This window comes from Sporosarcina sp. P19 (assembly GCF_002743165.1).
Taxonomy (GTDB): domain Bacteria; phylum Bacillota; class Bacilli; order Bacillales_A; family Planococcaceae; genus Sporosarcina; species Sporosarcina ureae.
This window is the reverse complement of the sequence record NZ_PDYR01000002.1, coordinates 130,604-151,579: the sequence shown is the minus strand read 5'-3', so window position 1 is coordinate 151,579 and position 20,976 is coordinate 130,604. Positions and strand designations below refer to the sequence as shown.

The window sequence follows — 20,976 nt, the reverse complement described above, 5'->3', positions numbered from 1 at the left end:
ATCATATGCACAAGATTGAGCGATGTTTTATAAACTATGGCTCCTGGACGGTGACATTCGGATACTTTGTTCCGGGTATGAGCGGGATGGATAGTAAACGATAGGTCTTGTTTGCTACACCGGTGTAATCGTCTCAACTACCATTTGCTTGTTACTTGGCTACTTCATTCATCTACCTTTTTTCTAAGCGATAGTGAGATGAAAACAACGAGCTTAGCCGATTCTCTATATCCAGAAACTAAAACGACGATGTCTTTTCTGTTAAAGAAATGACATCGTCGTTTTTTAATACCTGTTTATGATAGGCACTAAAATGTAATCAGATTATATACCTTGATCCAATGCATACAACTGACGATACCTCTCATTTGTAGCTAATAACTCTTTATGTGTCCCGTTCATGATGACTTCACCATGATCCATGAAAATAATACGATCCATTTTCTCCATGCCCATTAAGTGATGTGTAATCCATACGACCGTTTTATCTTCTAGAGAGTGATGAAGTGTTTCTACAAGAGAGTGCTCTGTTACTGGATCCAATCCAACAGTCGGCTCATCCAAAATGACAACTGGCGTTTGTTTCAATAAAATTCGTGCCAGTGCAATCCGTTGACGCTCTCCACCCGAGAAGCGTTGTCCTGTTTCTTCCATTTGAGTTTTCAAACCTTCAGGAAGTGATTCCAAATACTCATACAAACCGACCTGTTCAGCTACCAGTTGTACGTCTTCTAAAGTGGCGGATGCGTCGCCGAGTTTTATGTTATTCAGAACTGTTGTGGCAAATAGATAAGGCTTTTGATTCAAGACGCTCATGATTTCATAAATAGAGTCTCCATAGAGAGATGCAGATTGTTCATTGACATGTACTTGTCCGCTTGTCGGCTGCACAGTGCCTAATAATAACTGTATTAGAGTGGATTTTCCTGCGCCGCTCTTACCAAGTACTGCAACTTTTTCGCCTGGTTGAATCGCGAGCGAAATATTCTGTACTGCATGTTCTTTCTGGCCTTCATAACGATAACTGACATTGTCGAGAACTATAAAAGCTTCATCTACACTACCTAGCTCCATTGCGATTTGTTCCTCTGCAGTGTTTTGCTGATGAATAGTGTCAATCCTCTGCAGAGAAGCTTCATAAGCAGGTAAACGTTCGATCGCGAATGAAACAGGTATCAAGCCTTCTAAAATCGGCAGCGTAACCAATGTAAATGCTGCGATATACGTGGGTGCCAACGAACCAGTTGCGGCTTGCTGCCCTGCCCAAATGCCAACGACTAAGACCAGTAGTCCTGAGAAAATTTGCAATTGCATCGTACGCGATTGTTGCCAATACGCTAGTTTTTTATCAACGGCATGACTCGCATGGCTTTCTTCTTTAAATGACGCAAGAAATTGTTCTTTTCTGCCGCTGATGATCCAATCTCGCAAACCAAAAATACCTTCTGTCATCGTATTATACAATTGACTGTGAAGTTTTTTCGATTGTAGCTGATTTTTCTTCATCATATAGAGTGAAAGCATTGGATAAACAAACGTCACGATAGCTAGTAACAAGGCCATGATGAGCGCAAATTTCCAATCATAGACAGCCAATACAATTACAGAAAAACTGAATAAGAATAAACCGATGACCGTAGGAAACAGCGTACGGATATACACATCCTGTAAATGTTCAATATCATCCGCTAGTGCACCAAGTAAATCTCCCGTTTGAAAACGTGAACGAATGAATAATGCTTGCGGCTCCAGTACGTGATATAGCTGCACCCGCATATCGGCAATAATTTTCAATACGGCATTATGACCAAGCAAACGCTCTACATATCGTAAGGCGGCACGCGAAATACCAAATGTCCGAACTGCCACAATCGGAATATAAACGAGTAATATTGTTTCAGGCCTTTCCGATGTACGCGATATTAAATATCCAGATGTAAAGGTTAACATCGCAGCCGAAAGAATGGTCAGTGTTCCAAGCAGTATAGTCGATAGTATTGTTTTATTATATTTACGGGCATAGGGAAGTATATGTTGTTGGTACAAGTTCATACAGCATGCCCCCTTCCACGCGCTTCAAGTAAACGACAGTAGGCTCCGTCTTGCTGCAATAATTGTTCGTGAGAGCCCGTTTCCACCACTTTACCATTTTCTAGTACTACGATGGTATCCATTTCCTGCATCCAATGAATTCGATGGGTAGCAAACACAACGAGTTTATCTTCAAGAAGCGGTAACATCATTTGCTTTAATTCATGCTCTGTTTCAATATCCAAATGTGCGGTTGGCTCATCGAATAATAAAATTTGACGACGTTGCAGTAACGAACGAGCGAGCGCAATCCGCTGTTCTTCTCCGCCACTCAGAACTCTTCCACCCGCTCCGATCCGCTCTTCATAACCTGCCGGGAATGTTGCGATCAACTGATCAAGACCCACACGCTCCGCCGCCTCTTGTACTTCCTGCAATGTAGCATCTGGTTCATAAAAGCGAATATTTCCCATGACAGTATCCGGGAAAATCGTAGGATGCTGTGGAATATAGGCAATTTGTTTTTGCCAATCAGGGGTCGCTAGATGCGGTACTACTTGTCCGTCCAGTATGCAACTACCATCAGTTGGTAGTGTGAAACCTGATAAGACATCAATGAGTGTAGATTTCCCTGCTCCTGAATGACCAATGACGCCTACTTTTGTGAATCCTTGTAACTCTAAATCCAAACCTTCAAAAATTGTTTGTTCATTAATTTTGACTTCGACATTGCGTAATTCCATCTTCGACACGTCGTTCCAAGCAGCAATCGGTGAAACCATCACTGGCTCAACAACTGTTTTCTCTTCTAAAATATTGTGGATTTGTAAGCTTGCATCCTTGCCGTCAGCTGTCGCATGGAAGTCATTCCCTAACTCTCTAACAGGCGAGAAAAATTCTGGCGCCAAAATCAAAATAGCAAGAGACGGTTCAAGAAGAATCTGTCCATTGATCAATCGCAGACCCAGTTCAACCGCCACTACCGCTACAGAAAGACTTGCAAAGAAATCCAGTGAAAACGAAGATAGAAACGCATAGCGCAATGATCGATTCGTCGCAATACGATATTTATTACTGACTATAGCAATAGACTGCTCATGCGCTCGGCTACGCCCCAAGTATTTCAGTGTCACAATGCCCCGTAATGAATCGACAAAGTGCCGTGAAAGTAAGCGGTACGTATCCATCTGTTCATCAATTTTCTTCTTAGAAACGAGTCCGATCAGAATTAGGAAAATGATCAGAATTGGCAACACTATAATGAGTGTCACAGCCGACATAATATCTAGAGTAAAGACATATACCACAATGACAAACGGAACAATAGCCATCGCTAACGTCCGCGGTATAAGCAATTCTACATACTTTCTGAACTTCGGGACACCTTCTAGACCAAGTGTTACCAAATGTCCAGAACCATATTTTCCAACTACTTGAGGACCAAGATCAAAAATCTTCTTTACTAATTGTTGCTCATAGTCCTTTGCTGTTAGATCGGCAAAGCGATACGAAATACGTTCCTTCGCCCATTGGATCACATGACGTAAACTGTTTGCTACGACAAAAATCACAAATGACCGAAGTGCTTCACTCCAGTCTGCACCTTGGAACAATTGTGTAATCGCTTTTGCTAAATAGATCGCTTGAAAAACAATAGCGATTGACTGAACTACTGTAAGTAGTCCAATCAATACCATCACTTGTTTACTTCCTTTGTATTGAAGCAAGTATTTATCCATTAGTATTCTAGATGCTCCTTATCACCTGTCAACCGTTTACGGAACACGTAATAACTCCATATTGTATACGCCAAAACGATTGGCACCATAGTAAACGCTACGATCGTCATGATTTTCAATGAATAGTCTCCTGAAGCTGCATCTGCAATCGACATATTAAATGCAGGATCCATTGAACTGATCATCACATTCGGGAATAGCGCGATGAAAAAGCTTGCCATGACAATGATTAACACTAGACCAGTCATCGTAAAGCTCAGTCCTTCTCGTTTTGTTTTCAAGAAGAAGAACAGTAATCCGTATAATACAACCGTCAAACCATACATCGGAATCAAAATAGCTCCATGATCTGTAAAGGCATCTGTATCCAAATACGTAAAGATGATAAATAATACGAGGAATACACCAGTCAATGCGTACACTTTACGTGCTGCTGCATTTGCACGCTCTCGTAAGTCGTCTACAGTTTTCAAGCCGATAAACAGCAAACCATGCAGATACGATAACAGAACAAATGTCACACCACCAATAACTGTGTAGACATTTATGAAACTCGTAAAGCTTGCATACATGTTCATATCTCCATCAATCGGTAATCCACGAATTAAGCTCGTGAAGAATACGCCAAATAGGAATGGAGGTAAGATACTACCGATGAACACCGCCCAGTCCCATGTCTTGACCCAAGCTTTCGAATCGACCTTATTACGAAACTCGAATGCTACACCTCGTATGATGAAGGCTAGTAACAAGACAACAAATGGTAAATAGAAACCACTAAAAGCGGTCGCATACCAGTGTGGGAATGCAGCGAACATCGCACCACCTGCAGTAATCAGCCATACTTCATTAGCATCCCAAACGGGTCCAATTGTATTCATGACAACTCGTTTTTCCAAATCATTACGTGCTAAAAACTTCGTACTCATTCCGACACCGAAGTCAAATCCTTCTAAGAAGATAAATCCTATGAATAGGACAGCGATCAATATGAACCAAATATCACTTAATGGCATGTCCTGCACCTCCTGTTTCAAACGGATCTGTAGCCGATACATCCTCTTCTGGCTGTTCTTCCGGACCACGCTGGATGAATTTCACGAACAATACGACCATGATGATACCGAGAATCGTATAGATGGTAGAAAACGAAATAAGTGAAAATAGAATCTGCCCTGCTGAGACGTTCGGTGAAATTCCATCAGCTGTTTTCATTAAGCCATTTACTACCCATGGCTGCCGTCCCATTTCAGACATAATCCAACCAAATGAGTTTCCTATAAACGGTAGGAAAATCCCCACTATTAGAAGTCGTAAGAACCAAACGGACTCCATAATTTTCTTTCGGAACGTTAGGAACAAACCAAGTGCACCTAATCCAAGTAGTGTACCGCCTGTAACAACCATTATACGGAAGCTCCAGAATGTCGTTTTAACAGGTGGAAGATATTCCCCTTCCCCATGCTTTTCAATCATTTGTTGTTCCAATGCGTTCATACCTTGTACTTTCCCTTTAAACTCACTGTATGTTAAATAACTCAACATATAAGGTATATCAAGTCGTTTAGTTGTCTCTCGATTTTCCACGTCAATCTTTGCGAACAATGTCCATGCAGCCGGATCTCCACTATCTTCCCATAGTGCTTCTGCTGCAGCCATCTTCATTGGTTGTGCATGCATCAAATATTGAGCTTGTGCGTGACCTGTAAACGCAATACCGAGACCTGACAACATACCGACGACTAATGAAATGGTCAAAGACTTTTTAAAGAAGTCTACTTTTCGTTTCTTGATCAAATACCACGCGCTGACACCGACTACGAAGAATGCACCAGTAGCAAAACTGCCGAAAATCGTATGTGGGAACGCGACCCATAATTTTTCATTCATCAGCAAGGCTACTACATCATTCATTTCCGCACGGCCGTTTTGTAATACATAGCCTGTTGGATTTTGCATGAACGAGTTAGCTGCCAAAATCCAGAATGCGGACATGACCGTTCCAATAGATACTAACCAAATACAAGCTAAATGTAATTTCTTCGGTAGCTTATTCCAACCGAAGATCCAAATTCCGATAAACGTAGATTCCAAGAAAAATGCTAGTAAAGCTTCAACAGCTAGTGGAGCACCAAAGATGTCTCCAACAAATCTAGAGTAAGCCGACCAGTTCATTCCAAATTGAAACTCTTGAATGATTCCGGTCACTACGCCAATCGCGAAGTTGATCAGAAAGAAAACACTCCAGAATTTCGTCATTTTTAAGTAGATTTCATCCTTCTTCACTACATACATCGTTTGCATGATCGCTATAATCAGTGCTAGGCCGATGGACAAAGGGACGAAAATGAAATGGAATAATGTAGTAGATGCGAATTGGATTCTCGCTAATAAGACTTCTTCCAACATTTTTGTTGATCTCCTTTCGAACTGTCTTTCTACTACCTAGAATAACGCAGAACGAAAATTAGTTCGTGAACTATGTACGATATTCCTGTTACAAATCTGCAAACTTATGACGAAATTGTCTATAAGTTATGGCGGCTTTGTAACAGCACGTGAAAGATGGCGGTTTGACTGAATTTTAGTAGTTTTTCTCTTATGCTCCGCGGGTTGTAGGCTAGGATTTCTGTTGTATGGGCAGATCCTTTATGTTCATTGTCAGGTGAATGACTACATTGAGCGGTTAACGAGTATGATAGAGCGGGTGCTTCGTAAGTATGAGCGGTTAGAACATGCTATAGAGCGGGTATGCAAGAACTATGAGCGCTTGACGAAAGTTATGAGCGGGTAAGCTGTTGTTATGATCATTTGATAATTTGCTAATTCACTAAGCCCCTCATACAATACGTCAATCTTCGAATATACAAAAAACGACCTACTCCCCTTAAATGGAAGCAAGTCGTTTTAATCATATCGTATCTAATATTTTCATAACCTCATCGTAATCAGGATGTCCTTTATGAAGATATATAATGAAGTGATCTATTTTTTTCACGGCCAACTGCTCTGTCTTACTGCCGATAAATACCGGAAGATTGCCTGTCTCTTCTACTATTTCAAGGCGCTTGTCAGATGGATCCAGCTTATAAAGATGTAATGGAAGTAAAGCATCCCCATTGATCGTTACTACCATGCCACTTTCTGCTTTAAACATATCAATCGCAGCTTCAGTTGGTTCGCCTACTGTTAAACCCGCCTGTTTTAGCTGATTCACTACTTTCTGATATAACTCTTCGTCTGCTACAGCTGCCACAACGACTTCCTCTTCTTCTGGAATTTCAGGAGTTAGTTCAGATGTTGTTTCTAGTGGTGCTACTTTTTCTTTATCACTGCATGCGACTAATACTAACGATAAACTGCATAGTACAATGGAATAAAGAAACGTTTTTTTCATAGTGCTCATATATTGATGTCCTTTCTATGCGAAACATTTTCTCCTGTTATTATACATCATTCTACAATGATACTTAATCTAAATCGTATTTCTAGACAAATAGTTGGCAACAAATTATGATAAATATGCAGTACATAATAATCTATACTTATTAATAATAATTATCGGATGATAATTATTATTAATAAGCCTATCTTTTTCAATTTAGCTTTGGTATAATAGTATTCATAGGTTATAAACCAACAACTGAGGAGGAATATATTTTGAATAAAAATGAGAACAATTCTCAAAAAAGAAAATTAACGACTGCTGCGGGTGCACCTGTAGTTGATAACCAAAACTCTATGTCCGCTGGTCCAAGAGGTCCACTTCTATTACAAGATGTATGGTTACTTGAAAAATTAGCGCACTTTGATCGCGAAGTCATTCCTGAGCGTCGTATGCACGCGAAAGGATCTGGAGCATACGGTACTTTCACTGTCACGCATGATATTACAAAGTATACGAAAGCAAAGCTATTTTCTGAGATTGGTAAACAGACGGAAATGTTCGCACGCTTCTCCACTGTTGCAGGTGAACGTGGTGCAGCAGATGCCGAGCGCGATATCCGCGGATTTTCTTTGAAGTTCTATACTGAAGAAGGAAACTGGGACATGGTCGGAAACAATACGCCTGTATTCTTCTTCCGTGATCCATTGCAATTCCCAGACTTGAACCACGCAGTTAAACGTGATCCACGTACAAACATGCGCAGTCCGAAAAACAACTGGGATTTCTGGACTGGCCTACCTGAAGCGCTCCATCAGATTACTATTTTAATGAGCGACCGCGGTCTTCCTCGTTCATACCGTGAAATGCATGGTTTCGGTAGCCATACATTCAGCATGATCAATGCAAACAATGAACGTCACTGGGTTAAGTTCCACTTCCGTTCCCAGCAAGGTATTGAAAATTTGACAGATGAAGAAGCTGCAGCAACAGTTGCATCGGACCGTGAAAGTTCACAACGCGATTTGCTAACTAACATCGATAATGGCAATTTCCCTAAATGGAAAATGTACATTCAAGTGATGACAGAAGAACAAGCAATGGAAATGCCGTATAATCCATTCGATTTAACAAAAGTTTGGTATAAAAAAGACTTCCCTCTAATTGAAGTCGGCGAATTCGAATTAAACCGCAACCCTGAAAACTACTTTGCTGAAGTAGAACAAGCTGCGTTTACACCAGCAGCAGTCGTTCCGGGTATTGGATTCTCACCTGATAAAATGTTGCAAGCTCGTCTATTCTCTTATGGCGATGCGCAACGTTATCGTCTAGGTGTCAATCATCACCAGATTCCTGTTAACGCACCAAAATGTCCGTTCCACAGCTTCCACCGTGATGGTGCAATGCGTGTTGATGGCAATATGGGCTCTACTACTCACTACGAGCCAAACAGCTATGGTGAGTGGCAAGAACAACCAGACTTCAAAGAGCCACCACTAAAAATTCATGGCGACGCAGATCACTGGGACTTCCGTGAAGATGACGATGACTATTTCACACAGCCTGGTAAGTTGTTCAATATTTTGAACATGGAAGAGCAGCAGCGTTTATTCGAGAATACTGCACGTAATATGGGCGACGCGCCGAAAGAGATCAAAATCAAGCATATCCGTCACTGCTACTTAGCGGATCCTAAATATGGTGAAGGTGTAGCGAAAGCATTGGATATTCCGATGGCAGATGTAGATATTGAAAACACAACAACAATAGTAGAACAATAAAATTATATGAAAAACCGCTTGGAGATTTTCTCCAAGCGGTTTTTACATTCTACGCTTTATCGCCTACGCCATTTAATATATTGGCAATCAAAAGACCAAGGACGATGGCAATCACACTCATAACAAACGGTGTACCACTTTCAGGCATTCCTGGGAAAATCACAAAAATCGATCCGATGATTAATCCCATGATTACGGCAAACATTCCGGTATGGAAGTTGGAAAGAAGGTAGCGTATTAATTTACTACTAATTACAAACCCAAAGGCAATGCCACAACCTGTTGCGATGATAATCGGTATGTTAAAGTCTGAAATAGCCGTAATGACTGTCGCGTAAACGCCTAACAATAGCAAAATAAATGATCCACTGACACCTGGCAGCAGCATCGCCATACTACCTGCCCATCCCGATAGGAATAGGATGATGGTATTTTTAACTGTCAGATGGGTGATTGTGATGGGATCAATAGGATTCATAAAAGCTGTAGAAGCTAATGCTGAGGCCACTACTAACATTAATAAAATATGCTGAAATTTAAAGTTCTTTCTCAGTCCTGCTTGCTTTGAAACAAACGGAATGACACCTACAATTAACCCTAAGAAGAAGTATTGAGTTGGTTCATGATAATACTTCAATAAATACGAGATCACTTTACTAAATATAATGATCGTTGCGCCCATCCCGATACCTAGGGGGATGAGGAATCCAATATGTTTCTTCCATTCCTTGCTAAAAAATCCGCTTATTGAAATGAGCAACTGATCATAAATCCCTAATATAAATGCAATCGTTCCGCCACTTACACCAGGAACTAGGTCACTGATGCCCATCAAAAAACCACGGTATAAATTTCTCCATTCCATGCTCGTTGTTCCTCCAATGATTTCATTCCGTTTAGTATATCATGCTGTGTTTCACTAATTACAGTTCATTACAATTTATTTTCACTATATGTTACAGCTATTTGAACAGTATACGTAAATAGGACTGTACAAAACAAAAGTTGTTCCATTGTTAGACAAAACAATGGAACAACTTCATATTAATAATCATCCATTTCAGATACAGTCACGAATTTATAGCCTTGAGACTGCAAATTTTCGAGTACCGCGTCCAGTCCATCTGCTGTGGATTTATGAATATCATGCATCAAAATTATACTACCTGCACGAGCATCTTCTATAATATGTTCAAATAACAACTCTGGGTCATGATGTTCCCAATCCAATGTATCTACATTCCATAAAACTACAGGTAATTTTGTGCTTTCTCTTACCCGATCATCTACAGCCCCATAGGGAGGCCTGAAAACAGTTGCAGGTTGCCCAATTACAGCTTCAATGATATCCGATGTGCCTTTTACCTCACTATGAAGAGCGTCATCGGGTATACCTGTTAATGAAGGGTGATTCCATGAGTGATTACCTATCTCATGTCCAGCTTCGGCTACTTTCTTGGCAATATCAGGATAGGAATTTACTCGATTACCTAGCATAAAGAATGTAGCTTTTGCATCGTATTTCTCAAGTGTTTTTAAAATCCTAACCGTATAATTTGGATCCGGACCATCATCAAAAGTTAAAGCAATAGTCTTTTCTTTTTTAGTATCATCTGTTGCTACTTGGAATTCCTTTGCTAGGAATGGATTCAATTTACGTAGTGGAATTTCTACTGTTGCCGGCCCAGCTTGCCTCTTTGTGAATTCACCAGTACCAAAATAAAGAATTAATGAATCATCTGTTAAAGCGAAGTTACGATAGTTGACCCACATCGGTTCAGTAGGATGCCATACACTTTCCTTTATCACATCATCTTGTAACGAAGGACTATGATGTATTTCGTCACGCACGACACTCACCATACGCTTTAGCTTCTCCAGATTATGATCCACAATATCTTCAATTATTAGTTCGTTTCCTGTTTCAGGATTGATATGAAATGTTTGAATTTCCGTTTGACTATCTTGATCAGCAAAGTACGTAACAGCTGTCATGACAAAAGAATAATTTCCTGAAAGATGCTGGAGTGTTTCAAAAGATACATCTAACTTCGACACTCTTTTTTTCTTTTGTTGCTTATTGGCATACGTCGTTTTCAATTCATCTACATAGTCTAACACTTGCCGATTAAAGCAATCGTACTCCGTTTGCGGATAACGAATGACAAAAGGATACTTTGAGTCTTCAGGTTTCTCCGTCAACATTTTAATACCTGGGTAAGGAGAAGTGGTCGATTCTATCGACACTTTCTGTTTCGGCGCAGGTATGACTTCATGTGTTACCTGTTTAGCAGAGCTAGATTCTTTATTTTTTATAACATTTACTATTAATAGTAGTGTAATAGATACCAATGTTATGATCGTGATAATTAACGCACGATCAATCCATGGTGATCGACGTTTTTTATTTGTATCTTTCATGAAAGGACTCCTTTACTCCACACTGCCCAGCGTTGAATGCATATCACAGTTTACTAGTGTCAGAATCACTATACCCTTTGCGTTAAAAGCATTCTGAATTCCACTTATATATTTTACAATCAACTATCTTAACTTACAATTGACAGGTTTGAAAGTATTTCCATCTCCTAGTATACAACAAGTCAGTCATGATACAAAGCCGTGTGTAATCACGTTTTACTTTTAAAAAGGTATTTAGGTAAAATAACTTTTTGAATCCTTTTCTCAAAAATGAAATTATGCTATACTATTCTGGGCCCGATTCTTGCAAATTCGGGTTCAGGGGACACACAATCCCTTTGTACACACCGATCTCGGCTGTTGTCTATTGCAAAGATCAAACAGAAGGCGGTAATTTACATGGAAAAGAAAGACTATCGAGTATTATTGTTTTATAAGTATGTAACGATTGAGGAGCCTGAAGAGTTTGCGGCTTCACACTTGGAGTTCTGTAAAGAAACTGGATTAAAAGGGCGTATTCTTGTAGGGGCTGAAGGCATCAATGGTACTTGTTCCGGAACGATCGAACAAACCGATGCGTATATGGAGCATATGAAAGCTGATCCACGTTTTGCTGATGTATGGTTTAAAATTGATGAAACAGATGGCCATGCATTCAAAAAAATGCACGTTCGCTTCCGTCCAGAGATTGTCAACCTTAGCTTACCTGAAGATGTCAATCCGTTAGAACTTACAGGTGAATATTTAGAACCTGAAGAGTTCTTACAGCAAATGCAAGATGAGAACACTATTGTATTAGATGCTCGTAATGATTATGAGTATGACCTAGGTCATTTCCGTGGTGCAATTCGCCCGGATATTGAGAATTTCCGTGATCTTCCTGAATGGGTAATGGAAAACAAAGAACAACTTGAAGGCAAGAAGATTCTTGCGTACTGTACGGGTGGCATTCGTTGTGAGAAGTTCACTGGCTGGTTGAAACGTGAAGGATTCGAAGATGTAGCGCATTTACACGGCGGTATCGTTTCTTACGGTAAAGACCCTAAAGCAAAAGGACAGTTGTGGGATGGTCAATGTTACGTATTCGATGAGCGTATTGCAGTTCCAATTAACCAAGTAGAGCACGTCATCGTAGGACGCGATCATTTTGATGGCACACCTTGTGAGCGCTATGTAAACTGTGCAAATCCCGAGTGTAATGCGAAAATTCTATGCTCAGAAGAGAATGAACACTTCTATATGCGCAGTTGTTCAGACGATTGCCGTACACATCCTCGTAACCGTTATTTTGTTGAACACGATATGACAGTGGATGAATACGACGCACGAATGGCAAAAATTGAAGCATCACGTGCGAGCAAAATTAATTCTTAATACACGAACAGCCAGCATCCTTATATAGGAAGCTGGCTGTTTACTTTATTATGTAACAAGTTTTGATACTATTTTCATACTCCGCTTCAATATTCAACCAAACTTTCCTGCTATATACTCTTTCGTCTCAGAAAATAACGGATCGCTAAATAGGGTAGCTGTCTGTCCATACTCTTTTACTTCTCCATTTAGAAAGAATGCTGTAAAATCAGATATTCGCGCAGCTTGTTGCATATTATGCGTGACGATGATGATCGTATAGTGCTCTTTTAACGTTTGGATCAGCTCCTCGACTTTAGCAGTAGAGATGGGATCTAGGGCTGAAGTGGGTTCATCCATCAATAATATCTCCGGCTTAGTCGCTAATGACCGTGCAATGGTTAACCGTTGCTGTTGCCCACCTGAGAGCCCTGTAGCAGATTGGTTCAATTGGTCTTTTACTTCGTCCCATAGAGCGGCAGCGCGTAGATTCTCTTCTACGATTTCATCCAGTACTTTTTTATTTCTTTCTCCATGAATACGTGGTCCATACGCAATGTTTTCATAAATTGAAAATGGAAAGACGGATGCATGTTGAAAGACCATTCCTACTTTCTTTCGTAATTCCACTGGATCAATAGATGAATCCGTTATATTTTCTTTACCGATCCAAATTGCTCCTTCTGTCTTCACTCCGGGTATTAGATCATTCATTCGATTCATCGTCCGTAGAAAAGTTGATTTGCCACATCCGGACGGTCCTATAAGTGCTGTGATTCTCTTCTCTTCAAACTTCAGATTAATATTTTTTAGTGCGTGATGTGTACCATAATAGAACTGCAGATTTTCTGTTTGAATGACTGATTGTTCTATAGTGTCCACTACATTCATTTCAATCTCCCCTATCCAATACGTCCATTTATATAATGTGCTGTTTGGTCATGACGTGGATTAGTAAAAATCTGTTCAGTCGGTCCATGTTCAATCACACGCCCCATATAAAAATACGCTACTTCATCCGATATACGTGCGGCTTGTTGCATATTATGTGTGACGATCACAATCGTATAATCTTTTTTTAATTGTGATATCAGTTCTTCGATTTTTGCTGTCGAGACTGGATCAAGGGCAGATGCAGGTTCATCGAGTAATAAAACGCTCGGTTGCATCGCTAGTGCTCTCGCGATACAAAGACGTTGTTGCTGTCCACCTGAAAGACTCAATGCAGATGTATGTAATTGATCTTTTACTTCTTCCCACAGCGCCGCTTTTTTCAGGCTATCTTCTACAATTCTTTGTAATTCCTTCTTATCTTTCACTCCGTCTCGCATGGGGCCAGCTGCAACATTTTTAAAGATAGATTTTGCGAATGGTACAGGTCTTTGAAATACCATGCCAATCTGTTTGCGTATTTCATGTAAATTCACATAGGGTGAATGCAGGTCTACCCCTTGATAAAAGACTTCTCCTTCCGTACGACATTGGTCGATGTCATCATTCATTCGATTAATAGAACGCAGGAAAGTGGATTTTCCACATCCCGACGGACCTATTAGTGCCGTAACAGATTGTTTGGGAAACGCTAGACTGACTTGATCAACAGCACAATGCCCGCCATAATACACTGATAAATTAGTAGTTTGCAACACGGAATTGCGTTGAAAGTCAGGACTGTCAACGAGTTTAGTTCTATCCGTTTTCATTGTGACAGGTTGTAAAGCAACTGATTGCATAAAGATTCTCCTTTTAATTGGCGCTCATTTTTTTAAACATCAAATTGCCGATAATGCGTGATGCGAAATTAAAAAATAAAATCGAAATGATCAATAATGCTGCTGCTCCGTCAGAGATTGCCGCTGCGTCTGGCATGATACCTTCTCCGTTAATTTTCCAAATATGAACCGCCATAGTTTCTGCCGGTCTAAAGGGATTTAAAGGAGATGTCGGCGACAATGGATTCCAATTAGTGAAATCTATAATGGGTGTACTCATTCCTGCTGTGTAAATCAAGGCTGCCGCCTCTCCGAACACTCTGCCTGATGCCAATATGACACCCGTTACAATTCCAGGCAATGCCGCTGGAAGTATGACTGTTATAATGGTTTCCCATTTTGAAAATCCAAGCGCCCATCCTGCTTCGCGCTGTGATTTTGGCACATTACTAATAGATTGCTCTACGACTCGCACAAGTAACGGCAAATTGAATACCGATAGCGCGAAGGCACCTGACAAGATCGAAAAACCCCACCCCATATACAACACGAAAAACAGGAATCCGAATAATCCTACTACTATGGAAGGGAGCGAAGAAAGCACTTCAATGAGTACACGAATACAACGAATGACCCAGTGATCTTTTGCATACTCTGCTAAATAAATCCCCGCACCAATCGCAATTGGCACTGAGATAATTAGGGTCAAAACTAGTAAATAAAAGGAATTGAATAGTTGCGGTCCTACTCCTCCGCCTTCTTTAAAAATCTGTGGTGGAGAGGTGATGAATTGCCAGCTAATCTGAGGTATCCCTTTGACAAAGACAAATCCAAGTAATCCTGCCAAGACCGTAATAATGACGCCTACAATGACGTACAATCCAGCCGTAGCGAGTTGATCTTTACTTTTAGCAGACATTAGCTACTTTTCCCCTTTCCAATCATTCGTACTGTGATCGTGAAGAATAGCGACATCAGTAAAAGTACAAGTGCAAGTGACCAGAGCGCATTATTTTCAATTTGCCCCATTACGGTATACCCCATGCCCATTGTTAAAATACTAGTAAGTGTAGAGGCTGGTTCAAATAACGAATGCGGAATGACCGCAGCATTTCCAATGACCATCTGTACAGCTAGAGCTTCGCCAAAAGCTCGTGCCATTCCGAAAATAACAGCCATCATTAAGCCGGGTTTCGCAGTTTTTAATACAACTTCACAAATCATTTGCCATCTTGTTGAACCTAGCGCCAGCGATGCTTCACGTAATGAACGTGGCACCGCCTGAATAGCATCCAGTGCTAAACTCGTGACTGTCGGTAAAATCATGACAGATAACACAATGGTTCCCGCTGCAATACCAAATCCGCTACCAGGAAATAGATCGCGTAAAAATGGTACTACGACAGTTAACCCAATAAATCCATAGACAACGGAAGGAATGCCTACTAACAGCTCGATCACCGGCTGCATGATTCTCTTTCCTGTTTTCGGTGCAATTTCGCTCATGAAAATTGCAGCGCCAATTGCTAGTGGTGCGGATAGTAGCGCGGATATTCCTGTGACAGCTAATGAACCCACTAGAAAAGGTAATGCACCAATAATTGGCTTACCCAGGGAATTTACTTCCGCTGGGTTCCAAGTCGTACCTGTAAAGAAGTCTTTGACACTACCATCATTCATGATGAACGTGGATAAACCTTTTGAAAAGACTAGAAATAATATGGCTGCGGTGATGGCTGCGGTCAGGGCTACTGAGAGAAAAGTTAGCCCTTTACCAAATCGCTCCATACGCATTTTATTGCTTTTTCTGTACAATGGATGTTCCGTCTCTTTGATCATCTTCGCCATCATGTACTCTCCTTTCGAGATTGGAGAAACTTGCAAGTTTTAATCACTTTTTTGTGACAGTTCCTTGTGCATCTCGTTCCACCTGCATACCTGTTACCGGTAAGTAGTCCATTTCCGGGAGTAGAGTTTCCTGTACATCTTCCGACAACATATAATCAATCAATTCTTTCGCTAGACCTTTCGCTTCGCCGTTTGTATACATATGTTGATACGCCCAGATTTCCCAATCATTGGACTCGACACTTTTACGGTCGGGTGTTACACCGTTGACTTTTAAAGCGGTAGTCGTTTGATCAAAGTATGAGAATGCCAAGTAGCTAATTGCTCCCGGTGTTTCACCTACAATTTTTCGGACCGTACCTGATGAATCCTGCTCTTGCGCATCCATTGGTTCTTTTCCTTGCAATGCAAATGCTTCAAATGTTGCACGCGTTCCGGAGCCTTTTGCACGGTTGATGACAATAATTTCTTGATCCACTCCGCCCAGCTCTTTCCAGTTTTTGATTTCTCCTGTAAAAATGCCGACCAATTCTTCAGTCGTAACATCTTCTACACCTGTCTCTGGATGACTTACTGGTCCCATTCCAACAACCGCCACTTTATGATCGACTAAGTTACTCGCGTCCACGCCTTCTTTTTCTTCTGCGAATACATCCGAGTTCCCAATATCTACTGCACCTTCGCTAATTTTACTTAACCCAGTACCGCTGCCTCCGCCTTGAATATTAATGACTGCCCCTGGATTTTTTATCGTATATTGCTGTGCAGCTGCCTCTACTAATGGTTGCAATGCACTCGATCCTACTGCCATGATAGGTTCAGCTGCTTGCTCTGTTTCTTGTTTCGCTTCTCCCTTATCACTATCATTCGCTTTCGTACTACTGCAAGCTGCGACCACCCACGTACAAAGTAAAACAAATGCCAATACGGTAATTCGATTACGCTTCTTCATCACTGTGCCCCCTAGGATTTTTCGTTTTAATATGAATTTCCTACTGCTTCTTTACTATAGACAATGCATATTAAAGAGTGATGGATGAAACGTAAAGATTGTGTAAAGGTTCTGTATAGATCGATCACTCCCTATATCGTTGTAAAGAAATGAGATGCTCACGCCGGTATAGTAAAAAGCTGAAGACACAATCCTCTATGGATTCGTCTTCAGCTTTCGTATGTATCTACAGTATTCAGTTTGTCACTTCTTCAAATTTATAACCAAATCCTCTAACAGTCTTAATATACACTGGACTTTTTGTATCCGGTTCAATCTTTTCCCTCAGGTGACTGATATGAACATCTACGATACGAGAATCTCCAGTGTAGTCATAATTCCATATCGCATTTAACAACTGCTCGCGGTGTAGTACCTTACCAGAATGACGCATTAAGTACAAAAGCAGTTCAAATTCTTTTGGAGTTAATTCTAAAGGGCTTCCATCCAAAAAGGCTTCAATTCGATCTGGATGAACTAGTAAACTACCATTACTAAGTTCCGTTTCCAGTTCTTTTACGTGTTCAGAATCCTGTAACTCTATTCTGCGCAAGATGGCTTTCACACGTGCAAGTACCTCTCGTGGACTGAAGGGCTTTGTTAAGTAGTCATCTGCTCCCAGTTCGAGTCCAAGGACTTTGTCGAATTCATCGCCTTTCGCTGTCAACATTAAAATAGGTGTATGGATCTTTTCCTGGCGAAGTTTTTTGCATACATCCATGCCATCCATTCCGGGCAGCATAATATCAAGCAATAATAAATCCGGTTCTTCAGAAAGTGTCATCGAAATTGCTGTATTACCATCTCGGGCTATGTAAACGGTGTATCCTGCCTGCTCTAAGTTGTATTGCAAAAGAGTAGCTATTGACTGTTCATCTTCCACAACCAAAACCTTTTTCATCTGGTTAGCTCCTTTACGGCTAGATCATTAATTTTTCTGAAAGTCTACGTCTCTACTCTACTTTGACATTAAGAAAATGTCCACTCAAATCATTAATTGTTGAACATATATTAATTGATTCACTCGAATGAATACGGTTGAACTCTTCCATTCAGTGCAATTAATTGACATCAGTACTGCATGCTAGTAACCTTGTAATTAAGCTTACCTTTAGTAAGTTCATAAGTTGTAATATAGATAAAAATAGGAGGACTTTACATGACACGAGAGATGCAAAGAGAAATACATTTAGCAAACCGACCGAAAGGCTTGCCTACTATGGAAGCGTTCGATTTTGTAGAAAAGCCTATGCCTGAACTGAAAGACCATGAGGTTCTTGTTCGTACGCTCTATGTATCCGTTGATCCGTACATGCGAGGAAGAATGATAGATGCAAAATCTTATATTCCTCCATTTAAACTGGATGAAGTGATTACCGGTGGAGTCGTTGGCGAGGTTACACAATCTACTTGCGATTCATTTAAAGCCGGAGATTTTGTTGTAGGGAACTTAAATTGGGCAGAATATACGGCAGCTTCCGAGAAAGAAATACGTAAAATCGATCCAACTATCGCCCCGATTACTACACACTTAGGTATCCTTGGCATGACAGGCCTAACTGCATACTTTGGGTTACTCGATATCGGTAAACCTCAAGAAGGTGAAACAGTCGTTGTTTCTGGTGCTGCTGGGGCAGTTGGTTCAGTAGTGGGCCAAATCGCTAAAATGAAAGGTGCCAAAGTGATCGGAATTGCAGGTACTCAAGAGAAGATCGAGTACTTAAAAAATGAACTGGGCTTTGATGAGGCAGTCAATTATAAACTGGATAGCTTTAATGAAGACTTAGCTAAAGCTGCAACTAACGGTGTAGATGTCTATTTTGACAATGTCGGCGGTGAAGTGACGGATGCAGTCTTTACATTGCTTAATAAACATGCGCGAATTGCACTATGTGGCGCTATTTCCTCTTACAATAAAGAAGGACAAGACAACGGTCCTCGTATTCAATCTACGATGATCAAAACAAGCGCGTTGATGAAAGGCTTTACCGTAGGAGATTATGCGGCAGACTTCGCTACTGCATCAACTGATTTAGGTAAATGGCTTTTGGAAGGTAAATTGAAGTATGAAGAAACGATTGTTGAAGGCTTCGAAAATATTCCAGATGCATTTCTAGGTTTATTCGATGGAACAAATTTAGGTAAACAACTGGTCAAAGTAGCTGATTATGAGACTACAAATCGATAATCGGTTCGCAATGAAAAAGGCTATCTCGAGAATTCTCTTGAGATAGCCTTTTATAGTACTTACATAAAAACACCTTGTACGGTGAACAACTCTCCATACAAGGTGCATACTATTCTATTAACCAAAAATGCTCGTACTGTGCAACGGCTGCACTTTCGCTTTCGGATCTAAGAACGCTTTCGCGTGGCTGATTGCAACCGGCGCTTCGCCCATACCTACCGCAATCAATTTCACTTTGCCGTCGTATGTTGTTACATCACCAGCTGCATAAATGCCTTCAATATTCGTTTCCATGCGAGAGTTAACTATAATAGAATTACGATCCATATCTAAGCCCCAGTCTTTCAATGGGCCGAGTGAGGAAATATTTCCGTAATTGACTACTACATGATCGAATGTGAGTTCTTTCACGCTGCCGTCTTTTTCCTTTAGTACAACTTTATCCAATGTATCTCCATCGCCATGTAACTCACTTACAGCATGTGAAGTTAACACATTGACACTAGATTCGCGCAGTTGATTAACACTTGTTTCATGCGCAGTGAAACGTTCTCTACGGTGAACCAGTGTGACCTGACTTGCGATATCTTCAAGCATCAATGCCCAGTCTAGTGCAGAGTCTCCCCCGCCACAAACACAGATATTCTGATCTTTAAACATAGACAAGTCTTTAATACCATAGTGTAATGTTTTGCCTTCAAAAGTAGGTTCTTCTTTCAATCCAATTTTACGTGGTTGAAAAGCCCCAATTCCTGCAGTCAATAAAATGGTACGTGTCAAATGCTGACCTTTATCCGTTGTTAAAACAAAGTGATCTTCCTTCTTTTCGATGGACATTGCTGCTTCCCCTAAACAAACTTCAGGTTTTGCATAGTACGCTTGTGTCACTAAGTTTGCCACTAAATCTTTCGCCAAAATTTTAGGGAATCCGCCTACATCATAAATGTATTTATCAGGATATAACTCGATCAATTGGCCACCAAGCTGTGGCAAACTATCGATAATTTTAACTGACATCTCACGCATGCCTGCGTAGAACGAAGAAAATAATCCAGTTGGACCTCCGCCGATAATCGTAATATCCACTATTTCATGATTCATTTAAAACACTCCTATAATTAATTCTTTGATGAGATGCTTTGGGGTGTACTACTTATGTTTCTCTAGTCTATTATCCCCTATTATAAAGAGAATAACATCTATTTTGTATTTAGATTTCAGGAAAATGTTCCATGCAGTATTGCTCTGCTGACGTTTGTTCTTCTTCGTCCCATTCAACGTCAAATGGACTTTCCGTTGCCAATTCATAAAATTGGTACGTTAGCATCTTTCGCTGGCCATCCTTCGCAGAATATAGCATACGTAAGCCAGTACCCTCTTCATTGAACAGTTCATCTTCTTCATCGAACTTAACTGTCAATAGGAATTCAAAGCGCTGACCATCGATAATACCTGTCGGATCTACCAGTTCTTGTGCTTTATGATTTATTATTTGCATTCAATTTCTCCTTCTTCCCGCTTACTTAG

At 40.6% G+C, this 20,976-nt stretch carries 18 protein-coding genes; 3 read left to right on the top strand and 15 right to left on the bottom strand.

The features are described 5' to 3' along the window. Nucleotides 1–324: 324 nt before the first annotated feature. The 5 genes from cydC to CSV74_RS04060 all read right to left on the bottom strand — a co-directional run bounded on the left by cydC (nt 325) and on the right by CSV74_RS04060 (nt 7,176). Nucleotides 325–2,052 (bottom strand): thiol reductant ABC exporter subunit CydC, encoded by a 1,728-nt coding sequence (gene cydC, locus CSV74_RS04080; protein ID WP_099690671.1) that lies wholly within the window; start codon nt 2,050–2,052, stop codon nt 325–327. Further along, the gene (cydD, locus tag CSV74_RS04075; protein WP_099690670.1) at nt 2,049–3,770 is read right to left on the bottom strand and encodes a thiol reductant ABC exporter subunit CydD; all 1,722 of its coding nucleotides are present in this window, start codon (nt 3,768–3,770) and stop codon (nt 2,049–2,051) included. The genes cydC and cydD overlap by 4 nt, the downstream gene beginning before the upstream one ends. Further along, on the bottom strand, nt 3,770–4,786 hold the full coding sequence (cydB, locus tag CSV74_RS04070) for a cytochrome d ubiquinol oxidase subunit II (RefSeq protein WP_099690669.1): 1,017 nt from the start codon (nt 4,784–4,786) through the stop codon (nt 3,770–3,772). Before cydB ends, cydD begins: the two co-directional genes overlap by 1 nt. Continuing rightward, the gene (locus CSV74_RS04065) at nt 4,773–6,176 is read right to left on the bottom strand and encodes a cytochrome ubiquinol oxidase subunit I (protein WP_099690779.1); all 1,404 of its coding nucleotides are present in this window, start codon (nt 6,174–6,176) and stop codon (nt 4,773–4,775) included. The genes cydB and CSV74_RS04065 overlap by 14 nt, the downstream gene beginning before the upstream one ends. A 505-nt stretch (nt 6,177–6,681) precedes the next feature. Beyond that, the gene (locus CSV74_RS04060; protein ID WP_099690668.1) at nt 6,682–7,176 is read right to left on the bottom strand and encodes a hypothetical protein; all 495 of its coding nucleotides are present in this window, start codon (nt 7,174–7,176) and stop codon (nt 6,682–6,684) included. 335 nt (nt 7,177–7,511) lie between these two features. Here CSV74_RS04060 and CSV74_RS04055 point away from each other — a divergent pair, with 335 nt between their 5' ends. Beyond that, nucleotides 7,512–8,936 carry a catalase gene (locus CSV74_RS04055; RefSeq protein ID WP_233190779.1) on the top strand — a complete coding sequence of 475 codons (1,425 nt, stop codon included), beginning with the start codon at nt 7,512–7,514 and terminating at the stop codon, nt 8,934–8,936. A gap of 49 nt (nt 8,937–8,985) precedes the next feature. On the opposite strand, the gene CSV74_RS04050 is transcribed toward CSV74_RS04055, so the two are convergent. After that, a complete protein-coding gene (locus tag CSV74_RS04050; RefSeq protein ID WP_099690666.1) occupies nt 8,986–9,801 on the bottom strand; it encodes a DUF368 domain-containing protein in 816 nt (271 codons plus the stop codon). Nucleotides 9,802–9,980: 179 nt separating this feature from the next. Then, nucleotides 9,981–11,357, bottom strand: a complete 1,377-nt coding sequence (locus CSV74_RS04045) for a polysaccharide deacetylase family protein (protein ID WP_099690665.1) — start codon at nt 11,355–11,357, stop codon at nt 9,981–9,983. 399 nt (nt 11,358–11,756) lie between these two features. On the opposite strand from CSV74_RS04045, the gene trhO reads away from it, so the two are divergent. Continuing rightward, nucleotides 11,757–12,731 carry an oxygen-dependent tRNA uridine(34) hydroxylase TrhO gene (gene trhO, locus CSV74_RS04040; RefSeq protein WP_029052926.1) on the top strand — a complete coding sequence of 325 codons (975 nt, stop codon included), beginning with the start codon at nt 11,757–11,759 and terminating at the stop codon, nt 12,729–12,731. Nucleotides 12,732–12,824: 93 nt separating this feature from the next. Here the strand turns inward: trhO and pstB (CSV74_RS04035) are convergent, their stop codons facing one another. The 6 genes from pstB (CSV74_RS04035) to CSV74_RS04010 form a co-directional block, all read right to left on the bottom strand. Next, entirely contained in the window at nt 12,825–13,601 is a 777-nt protein-coding gene (gene pstB, locus CSV74_RS04035; protein WP_099690664.1) for a phosphate ABC transporter ATP-binding protein PstB, read from the bottom strand. Nucleotides 13,602–13,612: 11 nt separating this feature from the next. Continuing rightward, the gene (gene pstB / locus CSV74_RS04030; protein ID WP_233190777.1) at nt 13,613–14,413 is read right to left on the bottom strand and encodes a phosphate ABC transporter ATP-binding protein PstB; all 801 of its coding nucleotides are present in this window, start codon (nt 14,411–14,413) and stop codon (nt 13,613–13,615) included. Nucleotides 14,414–14,456: 43 nt separating this feature from the next. Continuing rightward, nucleotides 14,457–15,341: a phosphate ABC transporter permease PstA gene (gene pstA / locus CSV74_RS04025; RefSeq protein ID WP_099690662.1), complete on the bottom strand. Its 885-nt coding sequence runs from the start codon at nt 15,339–15,341 to the stop codon at nt 14,457–14,459. Then, nucleotides 15,341–16,273 (bottom strand): phosphate ABC transporter permease subunit PstC, encoded by a 933-nt coding sequence (gene pstC / locus CSV74_RS04020; protein WP_199170312.1) that lies wholly within the window; start codon nt 16,271–16,273, stop codon nt 15,341–15,343. The genes pstA and pstC overlap by 1 nt, the downstream gene beginning before the upstream one ends. A 40-nt stretch (nt 16,274–16,313) precedes the next feature. Beyond that, nucleotides 16,314–17,222 (bottom strand): phosphate ABC transporter substrate-binding protein PstS family protein, encoded by a 909-nt coding sequence (locus tag CSV74_RS04015; RefSeq protein WP_099690661.1) that lies wholly within the window; start codon nt 17,220–17,222, stop codon nt 16,314–16,316. A 235-nt stretch (nt 17,223–17,457) separates the two neighbouring features. Beyond that, nucleotides 17,458–18,162, bottom strand: a complete 705-nt coding sequence (locus CSV74_RS04010; RefSeq protein WP_029052920.1) for a response regulator transcription factor — start codon at nt 18,160–18,162, stop codon at nt 17,458–17,460. 258 nt (nt 18,163–18,420) lie between these two features. Between CSV74_RS04010 and CSV74_RS04005 the strand changes: the two genes are divergently transcribed. Continuing rightward, nucleotides 18,421–19,449: an NADP-dependent oxidoreductase gene (locus CSV74_RS04005; RefSeq protein WP_199170311.1), complete on the top strand. Its 1,029-nt coding sequence runs from the start codon at nt 18,421–18,423 to the stop codon at nt 19,447–19,449. 117 nt (nt 19,450–19,566) lie between these two features. Here CSV74_RS04005 and CSV74_RS04000 read toward each other — a convergent pair whose 3' ends face one another. Next, a complete protein-coding gene (locus tag CSV74_RS04000; protein WP_099690660.1) occupies nt 19,567–20,550 on the bottom strand; it encodes an NAD(P)/FAD-dependent oxidoreductase in 984 nt (327 codons plus the stop codon). Nucleotides 20,551–20,659: 109 nt separating this feature from the next. Further along, on the bottom strand, nt 20,660–20,947 hold the full coding sequence (locus CSV74_RS03995; protein WP_029052917.1) for a DUF6509 family protein: 288 nt from the start codon (nt 20,945–20,947) through the stop codon (nt 20,660–20,662). Nucleotides 20,948–20,976 lie beyond the last annotated feature (29 nt).

Bases quoted from the DNA above. Each gene is read 5' to 3' on its own strand.
- cydC (WP_099690671.1), bottom strand. From the start codon at position 2,052: ATGAACTTGTACCAACAACATATACTTCCCTATGCCCGTAAATATAAT.
- cydD (WP_099690670.1), bottom strand. From the start codon at position 3,770: ATGGATAAATACTTGCTTCAATACAAAGGAAGTAAACAAGTGATGGTA.
- cydB (WP_099690669.1), bottom strand. From the start codon at position 4,786: ATGCCATTAAGTGATATTTGGTTCATATTGATCGCTGTCCTATTCATA.
- CSV74_RS04060 (WP_099690668.1), bottom strand. From the start codon at position 7,176: ATGAGCACTATGAAAAAAACGTTTCTTTATTCCATTGTACTATGCAGT.
- CSV74_RS04055 (WP_233190779.1), top strand. From the start codon at position 7,512: ATGTCCGCTGGTCCAAGAGGTCCACTTCTATTACAAGATGTATGGTTA.
- CSV74_RS04050 (WP_099690666.1), bottom strand. From the start codon at position 9,801: ATGGAATGGAGAAATTTATACCGTGGTTTTTTGATGGGCATCAGTGAC.
- CSV74_RS04045 (WP_099690665.1), bottom strand. From the start codon at position 11,357: ATGAAAGATACAAATAAAAAACGTCGATCACCATGGATTGATCGTGCG.
- trhO (WP_029052926.1), top strand. From the start codon at position 11,757: ATGGAAAAGAAAGACTATCGAGTATTATTGTTTTATAAGTATGTAACG.
- pstB (WP_099690664.1), bottom strand. From the start codon at position 13,601: ATGAATGTAGTGGACACTATAGAACAATCAGTCATTCAAACAGAAAAT.
- pstB (WP_233190777.1), bottom strand. From the start codon at position 14,413: ATGAAAACGGATAGAACTAAACTCGTTGACAGTCCTGACTTTCAACGC.
- pstA (WP_099690662.1), bottom strand. From the start codon at position 15,341: ATGTCTGCTAAAAGTAAAGATCAACTCGCTACGGCTGGATTGTACGTC.
- pstC (WP_199170312.1), bottom strand. From the start codon at position 16,273: ATGATGGCGAAGATGATCAAAGAGACGGAACATCCATTGTACAGAAAA.
- CSV74_RS04015 (WP_099690661.1), bottom strand. From the start codon at position 17,222: ATGAAGAAGCGTAATCGAATTACCGTATTGGCATTTGTTTTACTTTGT.
- CSV74_RS04010 (WP_029052920.1), bottom strand. From the start codon at position 18,162: ATGAAAAAGGTTTTGGTTGTGGAAGATGAACAGTCAATAGCTACTCTT.
- CSV74_RS04005 (WP_199170311.1), top strand. From the start codon at position 18,421: ATGACACGAGAGATGCAAAGAGAAATACATTTAGCAAACCGACCGAAA.
- CSV74_RS04000 (WP_099690660.1), bottom strand. From the start codon at position 20,550: ATGAATCATGAAATAGTGGATATTACGATTATCGGCGGAGGTCCAACT.
- CSV74_RS03995 (WP_029052917.1), bottom strand. From the start codon at position 20,947: ATGCAAATAATAAATCATAAAGCACAAGAACTGGTAGATCCGACAGGT.